Origin of the sequence: Nitrosospira multiformis (assembly GCF_900103165.1) — a bacterium.
Lineage (GTDB): Bacteria > Pseudomonadota > Gammaproteobacteria > Burkholderiales > Nitrosomonadaceae > Nitrosospira > Nitrosospira multiformis_D.
Genome location: NZ_FNKY01000001.1, coordinates 146,166 through 165,178, shown reverse-complemented (window position 1 = coordinate 165,178; position 19,013 = coordinate 146,166). Strand labels below are relative to the sequence as shown.

General features: G+C 53.1%; 14 protein-coding genes. 6 read left to right on the top strand and 8 right to left on the bottom strand.

Translation table 11 applies throughout. From position 1 onward, the window contains the following. Positions 1 to 464: 464 nt before the first annotated feature. The 5 genes from BLR00_RS00735 to BLR00_RS00715 form a co-directional block, all read right to left on the bottom strand. Positions 465 to 743 carry a hypothetical protein gene (locus BLR00_RS00735; protein WP_074630354.1) on the bottom strand — a complete coding sequence of 93 codons (279 nt, stop codon included), beginning with the start codon at positions 741 to 743 and terminating at the stop codon, positions 465 to 467. A gap of 362 nt (positions 744 to 1,105) precedes the next feature. After that, positions 1,106 to 1,717 carry a hypothetical protein gene (locus BLR00_RS16555; protein WP_074630353.1) on the bottom strand — a complete coding sequence of 204 codons (612 nt, stop codon included), beginning with the start codon at positions 1,715 to 1,717 and terminating at the stop codon, positions 1,106 to 1,108. Between the two features lie 299 nt (positions 1,718 to 2,016). Next, positions 2,017 to 3,225, bottom strand: a complete 1,209-nt coding sequence (locus tag BLR00_RS00725) for a ribonucleotide-diphosphate reductase subunit beta (protein ID WP_074630352.1) — start codon at positions 3,223 to 3,225, stop codon at positions 2,017 to 2,019. 32 nt (positions 3,226 to 3,257) lie between these two features. After that, entirely contained in the window at positions 3,258 to 6,092 is a 2,835-nt protein-coding gene (locus BLR00_RS00720; RefSeq protein WP_074630351.1) for a ribonucleoside-diphosphate reductase subunit alpha, read from the bottom strand. 265 nt (positions 6,093 to 6,357) lie between these two features. After that, the gene (locus BLR00_RS00715) at positions 6,358 to 7,443 is read right to left on the bottom strand and encodes a rhomboid family intramembrane serine protease (RefSeq protein ID WP_074630350.1); all 1,086 of its coding nucleotides are present in this window, start codon (positions 7,441 to 7,443) and stop codon (positions 6,358 to 6,360) included. Between the two features lie 418 nt (positions 7,444 to 7,861). Here BLR00_RS00715 and BLR00_RS00710 point away from each other — a divergent pair, with 418 nt between their 5' ends. The 5 genes from BLR00_RS00710 (at position 7,862) to BLR00_RS00690 (ending at position 13,232) form a co-directional block, all read left to right on the top strand. Then, on the top strand, positions 7,862 to 9,097 hold the full coding sequence (locus tag BLR00_RS00710) for a TIGR03790 family protein (RefSeq protein WP_074630349.1): 1,236 nt from the start codon (positions 7,862 to 7,864) through the stop codon (positions 9,095 to 9,097). 121 nt (positions 9,098 to 9,218) lie between these two features. Continuing rightward, a complete protein-coding gene (argS, locus tag BLR00_RS00705; RefSeq protein WP_074630348.1) occupies positions 9,219 to 10,967 on the top strand; it encodes an arginine--tRNA ligase in 1,749 nt (582 codons plus the stop codon). Between the two features lie 147 nt (positions 10,968 to 11,114). Beyond that, positions 11,115 to 11,720 (top strand): SPOR domain-containing protein, encoded by a 606-nt coding sequence (locus BLR00_RS00700; RefSeq protein ID WP_074630347.1) that lies wholly within the window; start codon positions 11,115 to 11,117, stop codon positions 11,718 to 11,720. 60 nt (positions 11,721 to 11,780) lie between these two features. Beyond that, on the top strand, positions 11,781 to 12,431 hold the full coding sequence (locus BLR00_RS00695; protein WP_074630346.1) for a thiol:disulfide interchange protein DsbA/DsbL: 651 nt from the start codon (positions 11,781 to 11,783) through the stop codon (positions 12,429 to 12,431). Between the two features lie 48 nt (positions 12,432 to 12,479). After that, positions 12,480 to 13,232 carry an SDR family oxidoreductase gene (locus BLR00_RS00690; RefSeq protein ID WP_074630345.1) on the top strand — a complete coding sequence of 251 codons (753 nt, stop codon included), beginning with the start codon at positions 12,480 to 12,482 and terminating at the stop codon, positions 13,230 to 13,232. A 112-nt stretch (positions 13,233 to 13,344) separates the two neighbouring features. Here the strand turns inward: BLR00_RS00690 and BLR00_RS00685 are convergent, their stop codons facing one another. From BLR00_RS00685 to BLR00_RS00675, 3 genes are read right to left on the bottom strand one after another with little or no spacing between them, the layout of a single operon-like run. Beyond that, positions 13,345 to 14,577, bottom strand: coding sequence for a multifunctional CCA addition/repair protein (locus tag BLR00_RS00685; protein WP_074630344.1), 1,233 nt, complete (start codon positions 14,575 to 14,577; stop codon positions 13,345 to 13,347). Between the two features lie 21 nt (positions 14,578 to 14,598). Then, positions 14,599 to 15,537: a complex I NDUFA9 subunit family protein gene (locus tag BLR00_RS00680; protein ID WP_074630343.1), complete on the bottom strand. Its 939-nt coding sequence runs from the start codon at positions 15,535 to 15,537 to the stop codon at positions 14,599 to 14,601. Further along, a complete protein-coding gene (locus tag BLR00_RS00675) occupies positions 15,524 to 17,509 on the bottom strand; it encodes a lytic transglycosylase domain-containing protein (protein ID WP_074630342.1) in 1,986 nt (661 codons plus the stop codon). Before BLR00_RS00675 ends, BLR00_RS00680 begins: the two co-directional genes overlap by 14 nt. A 108-nt stretch (positions 17,510 to 17,617) precedes the next feature. Here BLR00_RS00675 and BLR00_RS00670 point away from each other — a divergent pair, with 108 nt between their 5' ends. Beyond that, positions 17,618 to 18,982 carry an NAD-dependent succinate-semialdehyde dehydrogenase gene (locus BLR00_RS00670; protein ID WP_074630341.1) on the top strand — a complete coding sequence of 455 codons (1,365 nt, stop codon included), beginning with the start codon at positions 17,618 to 17,620 and terminating at the stop codon, positions 18,980 to 18,982. The last annotated feature ends 31 nt before the right edge of the window (positions 18,983 to 19,013 follow it).

The window sequence follows — 19,013 nt, the reverse complement described above, 5'->3', positions numbered from 1 at the left end:
ATATTGCGGTGCCAAAGCAATGCCCGTCTTATCGATTGGATTTGGGTTTAACCTAAATCCGGCAATTGGACAGGGTAGAGTGTGCGGTTTTTGAGGTGCAGGGCAAGGCGCAATGACGCGGAATGGTCATTCCATTCCAAGGAGTTGCAACGCCGACATGCGCCATAAAAACCGTGCAATTTGCCCTGTAGCGAACTCATCAAAAAGGTGAAGGTCAAGTAATGCAAACAGTCTTTGTGGATCATAGTGCTACGCTAAAAATCGAGTGGTCAACTGCCGGATTTAGGTTTTAATGCTTGAAGATAGGATGAGGCGTTTAATAGATCGCCTCAGCTACATGAGATTCTGGCCAACGACTCAGCTCGCGTCTTCCTGGACTCGCCGTTCCATATTGCGGGTATTTCTGTTGAGCCTAAGTGACAGGTATTTCCATCGATCAAAGCGTACAGGATCGACCGTCTTGATCAGTTGTCATGACGGAATGACTCTTCACTTGGCTCCCCTGTCTCCTGATCGATCCAGCCGGATATGCCGATCTCGTCTTCCGCCTGTTCCAGGGTTTCCCCCGGTTCATAATCCGATTCAGCGTTATATTCCATATCCTGAATGGCTTCGAGCAAAGTGGGAAAGGGGCCGAAAACCTTTTCACTTTCGTTTTCATCATGCCAATAAAAACCATCGGGACGTTCGACAACACGTGTGTTGTCGTAGTCGCGTGACGTTTGTGGAATTGTATGCGCCATGACCACCCTCACAAAACGATTTATCGGTTTAAATTAACGTTAATGTTAACCTTGTCCGCCAAATATTACCAGCATTACCAGCGTAAATATCGACTGCGTAAACTTTACTTCGGATCAACTGCCGGATTCAGGATGATCTCTGTAATCGGAAAAGAAAAAACTCTGGGAGATACCGGTCTCAACTCAATATAAGAAAAGCCTGCCTGGAGGTTGACGTGAGAGGGGGCGTCATGCAATAGAGATTAAAATTCCCCCGGCGCCTAAAGGAACCGGTCTTGGAACCGGTCTCGATATAATAAAACCTGCGGAATAGTCTATTATCCGAAAGAAAATAGACTATTCCGCAGTGGTAATCGTCAAGCTTAAGAGCGCGATCCCGAAAGCGGAAACGGCCAGCTGGAAGCAGGGCCTGCCGTTCCAGATGTATTCGCTGACTTCTCTGCTGTTTTCTTGGCAGGAGTTTTCTTTGCAGTCCCGGGTTTCTTGATCGAAGTCTTTGCTGCCGTAGATTCCTTGGCTCCGGTTTTTGTGGCTGAAGTGGTTTTGGTGGCGGGAGCACTTTTCTTCGCCACCGGTTTTTTAGCTGAAGCGATGGTTTTTTTCTCCGCCGGTTTTTTTGCCGCTGTTGTTTTGGCCGGAGCTGCTTTTTTTGCCGCCACTTTTTTAGCTGGAACCTCTTTTGTGGCTGGAGCCTTTGTAGCTGGAGCTTTTGTCGCCACCGCCGGTTTCTTGGCTGAAGTCGTGACTTTTTTCTCCGCCTTCTTTTCGACCTTTTTATCGGCCTTCTTTTCGACCTTTTTCTCGATCTTTTTATCGGCCTTCTTCTCAGTCTTTTTCTCAGCAGGTTTCTTGGTTGCTGCTTTGACGGATACCTCTTTTTTTGCGGATACTTCTTTTTCGGCTGCCGGCTTTTTCACAGATGCGGATTTTTTGTCGGCAGGCTTTTTTGCTGCGGGTTTCTTGGTAGTTGCCATTTCAACCTCCAGATAAAAGTTACAGGGGATTACAACTCACTACGTTTACTACACCTACCGCTACATGCACAATTATGGGTCAGCGGATAAATTGAGCCGCATTCACCCAATCGGGCGGCAGTTCGTTTTATGCAGCATGGCTTTTTCGGCCATGTTTGCAAGATAATCCTTAGGCGTGCCGGAAATCAGGTTGATATCAACTTTTCATGACATTGATGCCGCCCAGATCATATAAATATACCATTGGCGAGATCTGTTTATCATAGACGGAAAAAGCGCGGCGGTTTTGTTTTTTCGCTTTAATCCCAGCTTAACGCACCACCGGTCTGATACTCGGTTACGCGGGTTTCAAAAAAGTTTTTCTCTTTTTTTAGATCAATCATTTCCGACATCCATGGAAAAGGATTACTGGCTCCCGGATAGAGTATGTCCAGACCGATCTGCTGGCAGCGGCGGTTTGCGATGTAGCGCAAGTATTCCTTGAACATCGGCGCGTTCATTCCTAAAACACCGCGCGGCATGGTGTCCTCGGCATAACGGTATTCCAGTTCCACGGCTTTTTGCATCAGGGAGCTGATTTCAGCGCGGAATTCCTTGGTCCATAGATGCGCATTTTCCATTTTGATCTGATTAATGACATCTATACCAAAATTGCAGTGCATGGATTCATCCCGCAGGATGTACTGATATTGCTCCGCCGCTCCGGTCATTTTATTTTGTCTTCCCAACGCCAGGATCTGCGTAAAACCTACATAGAAGAACAATCCTTCCATGATGCAAGCGAATACGATCAAGCTTCTCAGCAGCTTCTGATCCGCCTCGGGCGTGCCGGTCCTGAATTCCGGATCGGTGAGCGTGTCAATGAAAGGAATCAGGAACTCGTCCTTTTCGCGGATTGACGTCACTTCATGATAAGCGTTGAAAATCTCTCCCTCGTTCAACCCCAGCGATTCCACGATGTATTGATAAGCATGCGTATGAATCGCCTCTTCGAATGCCTGGCGCAGCAGGTATTGACGGCATTCCGGATTGGTGATGTGACGGTAGGTGCCGAGTACAATATTGTTGGCGGCCAGCGAATCTGCGGTAACAAAGAAACCCAGGTTACGTTTAACCAGGCGGCGTTCGTCCTCAGTCAGCCCATCGGGATCTTTCCAGAGGGCGATGTCGCGGCTCATATTGATTTCCTGCGGCATCCAGTGGTTAGCACAGGCGGCAAGATACTTCTCCCATGCCCACTTGTATTTGAACGGCACCAGCTGGTTGACATCCGCCTTGCAGTTGATGATCCGCTTATCTTCCACCGACAAACGGCGATTGGTATTGTCGGCGGCATAACGTTCATCCTGCTCGCCGTTTGCTGTCTCAGTATCCCTGATATCCGCCAAGCGATTGGAAGCGGAAGCGTGCAGGTTCGGCCTGGATGCGCCCGGCATCGGTGCATCGTTAAATACCCCATTTATCTGCGGCATTCCTGATTTCACCGTCTCGTCCTCAAATGTCAGCATACCCTTCTCCTTTTAGTTCTGATATCTTGCAATTATTGACATGACTCGCACTCGGGATTATCGATGGCGCAACTCATTGCGGTCATGTTTCCCTCCGCGGGGACTGCGTTCAAAGTGCCCGCATCAACCGTGGACTTCTCCGCCGAAGTTGCTCCCAGCGAGCGCAAATAATAGGTGGTTTTCAGACCGCGCAGCCAGGCCAGTTTATAGGTTTCATCCAGTTTTTTGCCTGAAACACCCGCTATATAAATGTTGAGTGATTGCGCCTGATCAATCCATTTCTGCCGCCGTGACGCCGCTTCGATCAACCACTGGGGATCGATCTCGAAGGCGGTAGCGTAAAGTCTGCGAATATCAGCCGGCACCCGGTCTATCTTGCTTAAGGCGCCATCAAAATACTTGAGATCGGAAATCATGACTTCATCCCAGAGTCCGAGTTTCTTCAAGTCGTTTACCAGGTGTTCGCCAGCCATGGTGAACTCTCCCGACAAATTGGATTTGACGTAAAGATTCTGAAAAGTCGGTTCGATGCTGGCGGATACGCCGATGATATTGGAAATGGTGGCGGTCGGTGCAATCGCAAGACAGTTGGAGTTACGCATGCCATGTTTTTTTATGCGTTCACGCAATGCATCCCATTCCAGTGTGGCCGACATGTCTACGTCGACATAGCCTCCCCGCTCCTCACGCAACAGATCGAGCGTGTCCTGAGGCAGTATGCCGCGATCCCACAGACTTCCGCGATAAGAGGCATAACGGCCGCGTTCCTCGGCCAATTCTGTGGAGGCCCAATAGGCATGATAGGCGACCGCTTCCATGGCATGGTCGGCAAACTCAACTGCTTCCTGCGAGGCATAGGGGACACGCAGCCTGTGCAGGCAATCCTGAAAACCCATAATACCCAGTCCCACCGGACGGTGCCTGAGGTTTGAATTGCGTGCCTTGGCGACAGCATAGAAATTGATGTCGATTACGTTGTCCAGCATGCGCATGGCGGTGCTGACAGTGCGCTTGAGCTTGCCGGCGTCAAGCTCCCCTTCATTGATATGGGCCGCCAGATTGATCGAACCCAGATTGCATACCGCGATTTCATGATCATTGGTATTCAGCGTTATCTCCGTACAGAGATTGGAGCTATGCACTATACCGGTGTGATTTTGCGGTGAGCGGATATTGCATGGGTCCTTGAAAGTGATCCACGGATGTCCGGTTTCAAACAACATGCTGAGCATTTTACGCCACAATTGTTGCGCGGGAATTTTCTTATGCAGACTTAGTTCGCCACGCGCGACCTTCTCCTCGTAGGAGAGATAGGCCTGCTCAAATTGCTTGCCAAACTTTTCATGCAGGTCAGGCACGTCGGAGGGTGAAAAAAGCGTCCATTCGCCTCCCTCCATCACCCGCTTCATAAAGAGATCCGGAACCCAGGTGGCGGTATTCATGTCATGGGTACGGCGGCGGTCATCGCCGGTGTTCTTCCGCAGTTCCAGAAATTCCTCAATATCCAGATGCCATGATTCCAGATAAGAGCAAACCGCGCCTTTACGTTTGCCGCCCTGATTCACCGCCACCGCGGTATCGGATACCACTTTGAGAAACGGTACCACGCCTTGTGATTTGCCATTGGTACCCTTGATGCGCGACCCCATCGCTCGTACTGGCGTCCAATCATTACCGAGTCCCCCGGCATACTTGGCAAGCAAGGCGTTTTCCTTGATTGCCTCGTAAATGCCATCGAGATTATCCGCCACCGTGGTGAGATAACATGAGGATAGCTGCGAGCGGCGGGTGCCTGAATTAAACAGGGTTGGGGTAGAACTCATGAAATCGAAATTTGACAGTACGTGGTAGAACTCTATGGCGCGTGTTTCGCGGTCAACTTCGTTCAGCGCAAGCCCCATTGCCACACGCATGAAGAATGCCTGCGGCAACTCGATACGCCGGTCCTGTACATGCAGAAAATAACGGTCATACAAGGTCTGTAAACCGAGATAACCAAATTTGAGGTCGCGGCCGGCATCCAGTGTTTTAGCCAAACGCGGCAGATCAAACTGTGCCAGACGTTCATCCAGCAACTCAGCCTCGATACCCTGCTTAATGAAATCAGGAAAGTAATCCGCGTAGCGATCCACCATGTCCTGCTGTATGACTTCTTCGCCCAGCACCTCGAAACGAATGGTATGCAACAACAGGCGCGCAGTGACGTAGCTGTAGGCAGGTTCCTTCTCAATTAATGCGCGTGCCGACAGGACGAGGGATTTTCTTACCTCTTCCACGGGCACGCCGTCGTACAGGTCTTTCAGTGTGGCCTTAAGTATCAGCGTGGCGCTCACCACCTCGCCCAAATTTGCGCAGGAAGATTCGATCAGCGTCAGCAACTGTGCCGTGTCAAGCGGAATTTTGTGTCCATTTTCCACTACATTCAGAATACTGGCCGGCAAATCCACCACCGCCATTTCCTTCTGTTTTGCCCGCTTGCGCGCACGATCCTCGCGATAAAGTACGTAAGAGCGCGCCACATCGTGCTCACCGGAGCGCATCAACGCCAGCTCTACCTGATCCTGGATATCCTCGATATGAAAAGTACCGCCCGCAGGCTGGCGGCGAATCAACGCATTGACCACATCATCGGTCAATCGCGCCACCACTTCGCGGACCCTGGCGGAAGCCACACCTTGGCCGCCGTTGACGGCGATGAATGCTTTCGTCATCGCAATGGAAATCTTGTTCGGCTCGAATGCCACCACAGAGCCATTGCGGCGAATGATCTTGTATTGGGAATAGCGAGAATCCGGCATGAAAGGGGCTGAAGAAAAGTCGTACCCGGGTACTGCCGGGTGGGTTGTATTATCTGTTACAAGCTGCATATCGGATCTCCTCATCGGTACGGAAAATGAATGCTTTCCCATTGACTGAAGTTGGATGCTGTGGTGTTACCAAACCACTACATCTAGTATTCCTCGCCAGCACCGTTTACTACTACTAGTGCATCGTGCCATAGTGCAATATTTTTCGATGTGTGTCAAAATTTTTCTCAAAATTTTCGTGAGTGGCTCACCATGAAAATATTGGACGGAGTGCATGCAGCATTGTGAAGTTGCCTGTCTAGACGGGCAGATCTGTCAGGCTGGATCATTCCGGCTTGGACGGTTGCCGCGCCTGCTTTGCCATTTCAAGGGCATCACGAATCTGTTCCGGTTTTTGGGCGCGCAGTCCTTCCGCCAAAGCGCGCGAGGCATCCCTGCGGCGCTCGGCATAGTGACGCAGTATTTCCACCGTCGCGGCGGAAGGCAGAGCAGGATTGGGAGGAAGGTGGGAAAGTTGCTCAAAACTTTCTTCGTAACGATCTCCAACCGCTGTGTCGATGCGCCCCGCAAGTTCATCGAACGAGATGTCGCCACGCTTGCCCTCGTCGAGTATGCCTTGCCACGCCTGGCTGATCGCCACATCGTCACGCAAAAATTCTCCAATCTCCTTGCGCGCCAGCACCTCTTCGCTCCATCGATAGGTCCGTACGGGAATCTGACTGATCAGGATGACGAGAGCCAATGCAAAAGCGCTTGCCGCGAGCAGGCGGTTGCGATGGGATACCCGCTTTATTCCGTTCACCGGTCGCGCAAGTATGACTCCACCCAGCATTCCGGTTAGAAAACCTCCTATGTGCGCGGCGTTGTCGATACCGGTAATCAGAAAACCGAGAATAAGGGTGGCTGCAGTGAAACCGGAGGCTCCCCAGAAAAACCAGCGGAATTCCTGTGGATGAAGATTGTGCCGCTCACGCCAGAGAAATATCAGCAGTGCGCCATATATGCCAAAAATGGCACCCGATGCGCCGCCGGATACGGCTAATCCTCGATGTGCGACAAGCGATAGCAGATTACCGGCCAGTCCGCTAACGAAATAGATACCGGCAAAACGAGCGTGTCCATACATGCGCTCAACCAGTTGACCCCCATCCCAGAGCGCCCAGAGATTCAGCGTCAGATGGACAGCGCCGAAATGGAGGAACATGGCGCTACCGAGCCGCCACCATTCTCCATCCTGCGTAGCCGGGCCAAAATTTGCTCCCCAGGCCAGCTGCACGCTGTTGGACGAATGCCACAGGCCCGCGCCGCCGGCGAGCATCGCGACGAAAACCAGTAGATTGATACCCACCAGCAGTTTCGTTACGGGCACCCGTGGCGTTTGCTGGTAAAGAAGATCATGGAGAGGCAGCATGGAATCGTGGATTCATTTTTCTGGAGCCGCTATTATGCATGAGGATGAAATTCGCTTATCCGAACTCGATAAACCTAAATCCGGTAGTTGGACGGGGTGAAGTGCGCGGTTTTTGGGGTACAGGACAAGGCGTTGCGAACAACGCAGCCATGTGCCGCAAAAACAGTGCAATTCGCCCCGTAGCAGGCTTACCCAAAAGGTGAGAATCAAATAACAAATAAATTCTTTACGAATCATGATTCTAGACTGATAAATGAGCGATCGACTACCGGATTTAGGTTAAAGTATAAATATCCCTCAATTCTCGATTTGCAACCATCGACTCCGCGGACGATTCTCCAATCCGGTGCAGCGTGCCGAAACAGGACTGCCCGAAAATGATTAGATGTCCCCGTGCCATATTGCTTGCCGGTTACCCATGATAAGACTTTTATCACAACTCGCCGTCGCTCTGCTGGTCACGCTGCTGTTCAGGCCCTTGTCTGTCGATGCGCAGGCAAACATCCAGTTGCAGCGCACGGGACTGACGCCGGATGATCTTGCGGTCATTATCAACGACGACGATCCGTTATCACGGCAGATCGGAGATTACTACCAGAAGGCGCGCCATATCCCGGCGGCCAACATGATCCATGTGCGTTTTCAGTCCGGCCATCACGCGTTTTCGAAGGAGGAGTTTCAGCAACTGAAAGCGAAGATCGACCGGGTAACGCCTGCTCATGTTCAAGCCTACGCCGTGGCCTGGGCAGAGCCCTACCGGGTGGACTGCATGTCTCTGACTTCCGCACTGGCTTTTGGTTTCGACGCGGGCTACTGTTCGTCCGGATGTGGCCCGACTACCCCCAGCCCGTATTTCAACTCTGCTAGTCTCAGCCCCGCCAGCGATCATAAATTACGACCCGCAATGATGCTGGCAGGCACCCGTTTCGAAGAGGTTAAAGCACTGATCGACCGGGGTGTCGCCGCTGACCACAGCTTCCCGGAGGGACGTGCTTACCTGGTCATTACGTCCGATAAAGCGCGTAGCGTGCGAGCAGGTTATTTCGAACAGACCGCAAAAGAACTGGCTGGGGTTTTCCCCATCGAAATCCTCGAGACCGACGCAATTACCGACCGTCACGATATTCTATTTTATTTCACAGGGCTGGTGCATGTGCCGCAACTCCATACGCTGGGTTTCCTGCCGGGTGCGTTGGCTGATCATTTGACATCAGCTGGCGGCCAGCTTACCGATTCAAGCCAGATGAGCAGTTTGCGCTGGCTGGAAGCGGGTGCCACGGCAAGCTATGGTACCGTAGTGGAGCCCTGTAATCATAGGCAGAAATTTCCTTTGCCAGGTATTGCCATGTTTCATTACGCGCTTGGCGCAAGTGCCATTGAAGCCTACTGGAAGAGCGTAGCGTGGCCGGGAGAAGGTGTATTTGTGGGCGAGCCGCTGGCCCGGCCATTTGCACCCAATCTGCGGGAAGTTCGCACCGGGCAATTCGAATTGCGTATTTTCTCGCCACGCGAACGGCTGCTGAGAATCGAACGATCTCATTCAGCCGCCGGGCCGTTCAAACCCATTGCGCAGCATCCGTCATTGCACCGCGGTGCGAATCTGGTGCGCTTTAATTTTGCTGAAAAAGGAGGCTATCTTAGAGTGCGATGGTGATGACACCATTTTTTTACCGATGAGTCCTGCTACATTGCCGCGTAAATCAAACTGGCGAGCGTAATCCGCCTCAACATCGTTATAATAACGATTGCAAATAACCCGTCATTATGACAAAGCCATGAATCCGCCAGCGCAGCCCAACTTCAAATCCCATTTCACCGAACTTCTGCGTCCAATTCTAAGTGAGATCGCCCCGCTAGATTTAGATGTGGATATCGAGTTCGCACGCCCCAAGCAGGCTAATCACGGCGATTACTCCTGCAATCTCGCGATGCAACTGGCCAAGCCGTTGCGTCGGAACCCCCGCGATATCGCCGGTCTGCTCATGAATGCGCTATCCGCCTCGCCTTATCTGGAGAAAGTCGAGATCGCGGGTGCCGGGTTCATCAATCTGTTTCTCAAGACGTTCGTCAAACAGTGGTTTCCGCGCTATGTACTGGAAGGTGGCGGAAAGTTTGGTCATGGCAACATTGGTGCGGGTATAAAACTTCAGGTGGAATTCGTTTCGGCCAACCCTACCGGGCCGCTGCATGTGGGTCACGGGCGTGGTGCCGCATTTGGCGCAAGTCTGGCGAATGTGCTGGCGGCCGCCGGGTTTTCCGTCTCGCGCGAATACTATGTTAACGATGCGGGGCGGCAGATGGATATTCTGGCGCTTTCCACCTGGCTGCGTTATCTGGAATTGCATGGGGCCGTGTTGCACTTTCCCGGTAGCGCTTATCAGGGCGAGTACGTACGCGATATGGCACGGCTGATTCACAAGGCACATGGGGAGCGCTATCTGCATCAACCTGATTTGCTGTTTGAGGGCATCTCCCCCGGAGCGGATGCGGATACCGAGGCCCAGCTCGACCGGTTAATCGCCACGGCCAAAAAATTGCTGGGACAGGATTATGCATACATCCATAATTTTGTTCTTACCGAGCAACTGGGCGATTGCCGCAATGACTTGATGGAATTCGGAGTCGTTTTCGATACCTGGTTTTCCGAGCAATCGTTATTTGACAGCGGCGCAGTAGCGCAAGTGGTGCAATTGCTCGAACAACAGGATTACCTGTATCAGCAGGATGGTGCCAAGTGGTTCCGTTCAACGCATTTCGGCGACGAAAAAGATCGGGTTGTGCAACGAGAAAATGGACAGTTCACCTATTTCGCATCCGACATTGCCTATCATCTCAATAAATTCGAGCGCGGCTTCGAGCGTGTTATCGATGTGTGGGGAGCCGATCATCATGGTTATATCCCTCGGGTGAAAAGTGCCCTGCAGGCATTGGCGCTCGACCCGGAAAAACTCGAAATCGCTCTGGTGCAATTCGCGATACTTTACCGTGATGGCCAAAAAGCCTCCATGTCTACTCGTTCGGGAGAATTCGTGACGTTGCGGGAATTACGCCAGGAAGTGGGTAATGATGCGGCAAGATTTTTTTACGTCCTGCGCAAAAGCGACCAGCATCTGGATTTTGATCTGGATCTGGCCAAATCGCAAAGCAATGATAACCCGGTATATTACATCCAGTATGCCCATGCGAGAGTTTGCAGCGTGCTGGAACAATGGGGCGAAGCTTGTGAGACGCTTGTTACCGCGGATATGGCTCCGCTTACGAGCCCGGCGGAATTATCCCTGCTGCAAAAACTGATTGATTATCCCGAAATGGTGGAAGCGGCGGCGAGGGAACTCTCTCCTCATCTGATCGCCTTTTATTTACGGGAACTGGCGGGGGAATTTCACAGTTATTATAATGCTACCCGATTTCTTGTGCCGGAGGTTCCGTTGCGGCTCTCCCGGCTGGGACTGATTGCCGCGGTAAGGCAGGTGCTGATGAATGGGTTGGAACTGCTGGGCGTGAGCGCTCCCGAGAAAATGTAGAAAAGCATATTCATCCGGTGGTGAGTGGCGAACTCATCCGGAAAGTAAAGGTCAAGTCATGCAAAAAGTCATTATGCGCCATGGCGCTCAGCAAAAAAATGAGCAGCTCATGAGCGGTCAACTGCCGGATTTAGGATAATATTTCTCATGAGTCGAGATTACAAAACCCGTCCTAATTCTCCAGCCTCCGGCATAATGGGGAATCCTCTTTTGCTGGGTTTGTTTATCGGCTATGCGCTGGGTCTACTCAGTGCCATTGGCATGTGGATGGTTATTAACAATGCGCCGAGTCCATTCATCTCCCAGGACAAGCTCGCCGATGGCGAGAAAAGCGCCGCAGGTCAAATTGGCCAAATACAAAAGAGTGCCGCATCTGGTATTGAAGACAAATCGGCGAAAACGCCTGATGGCAAGCCTCGCTTTGAATTTTACAAAATGCTGCCTGGTGCCGAGGAGTCTGTAACAGAACAGCAATTCAAACAGGCGGCACAGCAGCCGTCGTCCGGAGATAAGTATTTTCTGCAAGCAGGATCTTTCCAGAATAGCGACGATGCCGATAATCTGAAAGCGAAACTGGCGATGCTCGGCGTAGAAGCGTCTGTGCAATCCGCCGACTTGTCGGAAAAGGGGATTTGGCACAGGGTACGTGTCGGGCCTTTTACCTCAATGGCCGACATCAATCAGGTTCGTGCTTCCTTGCAACAAAATGGCGTTCAGAGCAGTCTCATGAAGGTGCATGAAGGCGCGCAATAAGGGGCGGCTTATTTTGCAAGCGCCGCAAACAAGGTACTCTGTTTATCTCAAGGAGAAAAAATGAATTCAATGCGTTTATTTGCGGCGGTTCTTCTGCTTATCGGCATGGGTATCACAGGTATCTCCAGCGTTCGGGCCGAACTCGTGGAAGGCCGTGATTACACGGTTCTGACTCAACCCCAGCCAACGGACAGCGGGAAAAATATCGAGGTTCTTGAATTCTTCTGGTACGGCTGCCCGCACTGCTACGCTTTGCATCCACACATCAGCGCCTGGCTCAAGAGAATACCGAAAGATGTAAGCTTTCGTTACGTTCCCGCTATCTTTCGCATCAACTGGACTCCTGGCGCAAAAACTTTTTACGCCCTGGAAGCGCTTGGAGCACGAGACAGGTTGCACGATAAAGTCTACGACGCGATTCATATCGGCAAGATTGACCTGACTAAAGATGAGGTATTGTTTGATTGGATAGCCAAACAGGGAATAGACCGGCAGAAATTTATCGACGCCTACAATTCTTTTTCGGTGCAGAACCAGCAGGTGCCCCAGTCCGTACGTATGTCGAAGGAGTACCAGCTCACCGGTGTCCCCGCTCTGGTGGTGGACGGCAAGTACCTGACCAGCGGAAGGATGGGTGGCACACCGGAGGATGTCATTAAGATACTGGATGAGTTGATTGAGAAAGTACGCAAGGAGAAGACAAAGAAATAACGTGATATCTCCCCGGCCCGCTTGTTTCACGCAAACCCGGCAAACTTAATGCCGTTAAAAGTGATAATTAGCGGCGCGTCCAGCGGCTTGGGCCGGGCACTGGCGCAACACTATGCAGGCTTGGGCGCAACGGTTGGTTTGATCGCAAGGCGCCAAGACCTGCTGGAAACCCTTTCCGCGGAGCTATCCGGCGCGTCGACCTATGTCGCGGATGTGCGCGATGCGCTTTCAATCCAGGCGGTGGCGCAAGATTTCATGCAGCGCCATGGCTGTCCCGATATCGTCATCGCTAATGCCGGCATCAGTCGCGGCACCCTCACGGAGTACGCCGAAGATAGCAAAGTTTTCGAGAACATCCTCGCCACCAATGTCACGGGGATGGTCAATCTTTTTCAGCCGTTTATTGTTGCAATGCGGACATCGGGCCGAGGCAGTCTGGTCGGTATCGCCAGTGTTGCCGGCTATCGAGGTCTTCCCGGCGGTGGCGCCTACTCGGCATCCAAAGCCGCCGCCATCAGCTATCTGGAAAGCCTGCGCGTGGAAATGCACGGCAAGGGTGTGTCCGTCATTACCATTTGTCCCGGCTATGTCGTCACACCGATGACAGCGAATAACCCCTATCGCATGCCATTCATCCTGACGGCGGAAGACGCTGCCGGAAAAATCGCTCGTGTTATCGGGAATAAAACATTGTTCGCCGTGATTCCCTGGCAAATGGCAATCGTCGCACGGATTTTAAAGTTACTTCCTGATTTTCTCTATGACTGGCTGTTCGCCAAGGCACCACGCAAACCGCGATAAGAATAATTATCACCTCGTCATTTCTTTCAAGTCCGGCAGGCTGCTGCGCACGACGATAATCAGGCAGGGCAATGGTATTGCGCTTCGCTTATTGATGCGCTACGCGCTGAACTTAAGCCAGTCGTGCCTTGATTTCGTTGATGCGCGCTTCGCTAACCTTCGTATTGATTGCAGCCGGTAAGCGGGTAGAGTCAGCAACGGACCCGGCTAATTCTGCGGCAATTGCACCTGCATCCACACTTCTGGCCGCATAGAACGCTTCGCGCAACCGTTCAGCCTGGGGGTAAGGCTTTTCGGCATAACCGGGCCGGCCATGAAAGTCGCACGAACAGGCTTGCAGAAATTCTTCGAAGCGTTCCGGCTTGCGATAGGCGTCCACGCCTTGCAGCATGTTCGCAATGGTTGCGGGACGCAGTTCCGCCGCGCGGTGGACGTCGCCATGGTAGCGTGCGACAAGCAATGCCAGATCACGCGCATCATTGGGAGTCCGGATGCGTTCGCTTAAGTCCCTCACCAGCTTCACGCTGCGGGCTTCGTGGCCGATATGGCGCGGCCATTCCTCGGGCGGCGTGGTGCCTTTGCCGAGATCGTGGGTTAGCGAAGCAAAGCGTACCGGCAGGGAATAATCCTTTGATGCGGCGTGATCGATCACCATCATTACATGCACCCCGGTATCAATTTCGGGATGATGTTGCGCCGGCTGGGGTACGCCGAACAACGCATCCACCTCGGGCATGATGCGGGTTAGTGCGCTACATGCGCGGAGCGCATAAAACATGCGCGAAGGCTTGTGTTCCATCAACCCGCGAGCAAACTCCTGCCACACGCGTTCCGGCACCAGTGCATCCACCTCACCGTTGTGCACCATCTCGTTCATCAGGGCAAGGGTCTCCGGCGCAATATGAAAGCCGAAGCGCGCGGCAAAGCGCGCTGTTCGCAGTATTCGCACCGGATCTTCGGTGAATGCCGGACTGATATGGCGCAGCACCCCGGCTTCGAGATCGGCCACGCCGTCAAATGGGTCAATGATATTGCCATCCTGATCCTCGGCGATGGCGTTGATGGTGAGGTCGCGCCGTGCCAGATCCTCTCGCAACGTGACTTCGGGGGAGGCGTAAACTTCAAAGCCCTTGTAACCGCGCGACACCTTACGCTCGGTACGGGCGAGCGCGTATTGCTCCTGGCTTTGGGGATGAAGAAAAACGGGGAAGTCCTTTCCTACCGGGCGATAGCCAAGCCGTACCATCTCGTCCGGCGAAGATCCCACAACGACGTAATCGTGGTCGGTCACCGGCAGGCCCAGAATCTCGTCGCGTACAGAGCCGCCAACCAGGTAGATTTTCATGAGTGTCGGAGAACGATCTTTTTATCGTCCCGCCCGATGGCGGAAGCGATCGTACCGCTCACGCGGCATATGGTTTGCCAAGTACAGCGGTGCCACCTCTTCCAGTGCGGTGGGCCGGATACCCCAGACTTCCGCGAGATTACTATGATCAGGACCGCATACGCTATCCATTTTCATCGAATAATAATTGTCGCGGGTCATGAGCTTGCCGGGCAGAAACTCCATCATCAATGCCTGCAGATAGGAGAGACTGTCACTAAGACCGATAATGGCCGGGTTATGTCCCGTTATATGCGCTGCATACGCTACCAATTGCCGCAGGGTGTAGCATTGGGGGCCACACAGATCGTAACTCTGACCAGTGGTATCGGGATTCTCCAGGCTGGCCGCGAAGGCCTGCGCCACGTTCTCGATAAACACCGGCTGGAATTTTGCGTCGGGCGATGCCAGCGGCAATACCGGCAGCCACCGTGCCAGCCTGGCAAATAGATTGAGAGAAGAATCCCCGGGTCCGAAGATGACCGATGGCCTGAAAGCAGTGGCCGTCAAGCTGGACGTCATCACGATCCGTTCGCCTTCCCCCTTGGAGCGCAGATATTCGCTGGGGCGATCAATGCCCGCGTTAAGCGCGCTCATATGCAATAACCGTGTTATTCCATTACGCGTACATGCAGCCACGATTTTTCGCGGCAGTTCCACGTGCACGGCTCTAAAGTCACCATGCAGAATGCCGGCCAGATTGATCACCGCATCCATGCCCACCAGCAGGCGATCAAGCGCGGCGTCGTCGTGCACGTCGGCTTCCACGACATCCGCTGTCGGCAGCACCAGCAGTTCTTTGGCGCGTTCGCGGTGGCGAGTGGGGATACGTACGTTGATTTCCCGTGTCGTCAGCAGGTTTGCGATGTGCTTGCCGACAAATCCACTGCCGCCAACAATGCATACATTATTGATTTTCATCTGGCTTATTTTCTTCCTCTTCGGAAACATTTACGCCGTTCGATTTTGGCGGGACGATGCCGAGACGTTGCGTGAGAGTCCTCATCTGATGACCGAAGGTGCTGGCATAGTACATGGAGTTGCTCATTACCTTTTTTACGTAGTCGCGGGTTTCATTGAAAGGAATAGTTTCGGCATAGATGGCGCCTTCCAGCGGTTTTTCATCGCGCCATTGCCGTGCCCGTCCCGGACCGGCATTGTACGCCGCGGAAGCCATCAGCGACTGGTTGTCGAACAAGGTCAGAACATGCTTGAGATAGTACGTACCCAACATCAGATTGGTATTGATATCGGTGACAAGGGTTTTATGATATTTCTGCATCCCCATTTTTTTTGCTACCCATTTTGCGGTACCCGGCATCAATTGCATCAGGCCCATCGCCCCGGCGCTGGATCTGGCATCGCTAACAAAGCGGCTTTCCTGGCGGATAAGACCGTACACCCAGGCTTCGTCAAGCTCCTGCTGCTTCAAGGCGTCGCGCATCGCCTCGCGATGAGGGGCGGGGAAGCGCAGGCTGAAATCATGCTGTAGCCGGGTTCTATCAGCGGTATGAATGGCGCGATCATAGAGTCCGTTACGTCGCGCGACTTCAGCCGCGGCAAGTAGCTGCCGGTCGTCGAGATCGCGTATCGCCCAAGCCCATTCACGGATGGCCTCGATACGCAGATTCATGCGATACAAAGCGAGCGCCCGCTGAATTCCTGGCGACCGCTCGATAACGGTAATTTCCTCCCTTGTGGCTTTATAAGGTTCGGTAAGCGCACTCATCACAACCCCTAAATCTTCTTCGGCCAGTTGACCATAAAAATTATGCTCGGCACTTAATGGAGCAAGGATGGCATTGGCTTCTACTGTCTTGCCCTGGGCTTTCAGGGCTCGCGCTTTCCAGTAACGCCATACCCCTGTCTCTTTTTCTGTGTCCGACATGGCCTCGATGGTCTCCAATACCAATCCCCAGTCTCCAACGCGCAGCGCCGCGCGGGTTTTCCAGCCAAGCTGTGCATCCGATAACGGAACCGGTGCGCTGCTGGTACTGGCAGCTTCCCTGAACCAGCCCAATGCACGCGGGTTAAGTCTGCGCGCAGCCTGATCCGCCAATTGCACCATGAAGTACGATCGGTCCTTCTCGTTGAATTGTCCGCGTATCCGGGTCCAATACACATAAGCCTGGTCAGGGCCGCTGCGAAGCAGGCGCAGCATCGCGAAAAGGGCAATTTCCCGGTCGGCGCGAGTCTTGATCTCGTTCCGATGCTTTTCCAGATAGCGTAGGGGATTGTCCGTGGCGGCGGTCAACTTGCGTTCACTGAGTGCCTGATTACTTGGCAGGTACTGGTTGATGCGTTTCGCCACGCTCACGTTGCCTGTTTCCAGCGCCAGGCGGAGGCGTGTCCACACATCGTCCGATGTCAGTGTTCCCGCGCTAAGAAGTATCTCGAATACCGGTGTACAGCTTGCCGGCAGGTCGCGTCCGTTGAACCATAGCGGGCGCGCCGCGTTAAACGCATTGTCATCGTTTGCGCCAAGGCGCTGCTGCAGGGAATAGCAGGTGAGTTCGGTATCTCCATTAATCCCCCCGGGATACGCCTCCACGAATAGCTCCCATTGCTGTGTCTTGCCTAAAGCTTTCAGCCATTCACCCTGCAGTCGATCACTTAGTGGGCTGTCCTGATAGCGGGTAAGAAACTTTTTAATGGTATCCGCACTCATATTGATATTTTCCAACTGGGGACGGAGCTCGTAGTAAGCGGCGTATGGTTCCAGCACATGTCCTTGAAACCGCTGGGCGTACAAGGCTACGCGGACGGAGTCTCCCACCTGAAATGCCTGCCTCATGGCGATGAAATCATCGTCCGGGCTGGCCGCGAGGGACCCTGCGTAGAGCGCAAAGAATAATCCCGCTGCGCTCGCTGTTCTCGCAAAAAACTTTTTCATAACCTGCTATATATAATAAATATCCGGAATGAAAAATCGAACGGAAAGCGGCTGGAATTTTGGCCGCTGACCATCCTTTAACTTTGACACTTTAAAGAATAGCACATCATGCCGTATATCAGCCTGAACCCCGCGACCAATAAAACCTTGAAAACTTATACCAGCTGGGATAGCCATCATCTCGCGTCAATTCTGGAGCAGGCGTACAACGCTCAGCAACGCTCATTGCACACCACATTTGCTGAACGGGCGGAGCATATGAACCGCGCCGCCATGCTGCTACACGAGCGGGTTAACGAATATGCCGGGCTGATGGCGGTCGAAATGGGGAAGCCGCTGCGTGAGGGTCGCGCGGAAGTGGAAAAATGTGCGCTTGCCTGTGATTATTATGCAGTGCATGCCGAACATTTCATGCAAGCCGAGATAGTCCGGACGGATGCGGGCAAGAGTTATGTTTCTTATGATCCAATCGGCGTCGTCCTGGGCGTGATGCCCTGGAACTTCCCGTTCTTTCAGGTCATCCGCTTTGCGGCGCCCGCGCTGATGGCGGGTAACGCCTGTGTCCTGAAACACGCCTCCAACGTACCGCAATGCGCATTGGCGCTGGAGCAATTGTTTCTTGACGCGGGATTTTCTCCCCACCTCTTTGCCGCGCTCATGATCGAGTCCGCCGATGTGGCTGAAGTCGTCGCCAGCCATTACGTTCATGCGGTGACACTCACAGGTTCGGAGGCTGCCGGGCGTGCAGTTGCCTCGCATGCGGGCCAGCATTTGAAGAAATGTGTATTGGAGCTGGGCGGATCGGATGCGTTCATTATATTGAAGGATGCGGATCTGGAACAGGCCGCCAGTATTGCGGTCAGGTCGCGCTTTCAGAACTGCGGTCAATCGTGCATTGCAGCCAAGCGCATTATTCCCGTTGCGGAAATCGCTGACGAGTTTTTATCGCTGTTCATCAAGAAAACGGAAGACTTGAGAATGGGTGATCCACTGGACGAAGCAACCCAAATGGGTCCAATGGCGCGGCTTGATTTGCGGCAGGCGCTGCATGAGCAGGTAACCGATTCGATCGCGCAAGGTGCACATGCGGTTCTCGGATGCGAGCCGATATCGGGAGAGGGGGCATTCTACCCGCCATCGATACTGGAAGGGGTAACGGCGAAAACCCGGGCGTATCACGAAGAATTGTTTGGGCCGGTGGCTGCGGTGATACGCGCCGCTGATGAAGAAGAGGCCGTTCACATTGCCAACGATACCCGTTTCGGTCTTGGTTCCAGCGTCTGGAGCCGTGATACCGAATATGCGGAGAAAATCGCGCGGCAAATTCAGGCCGGTTGCACCTTTATCAATGGCATGGTTCGATCCGATCCGCGCCTACCCTTTGGTGGAACGAAGGCTTCCGGTTTTGGCAGGGAACTGTCGTACCATGGCATTCGAGAGTTTGCTAATATTAAAACGGTCTGGATACGGTAAAGCTTCCGTGAAGCCAGGCATCCCCCAGTGT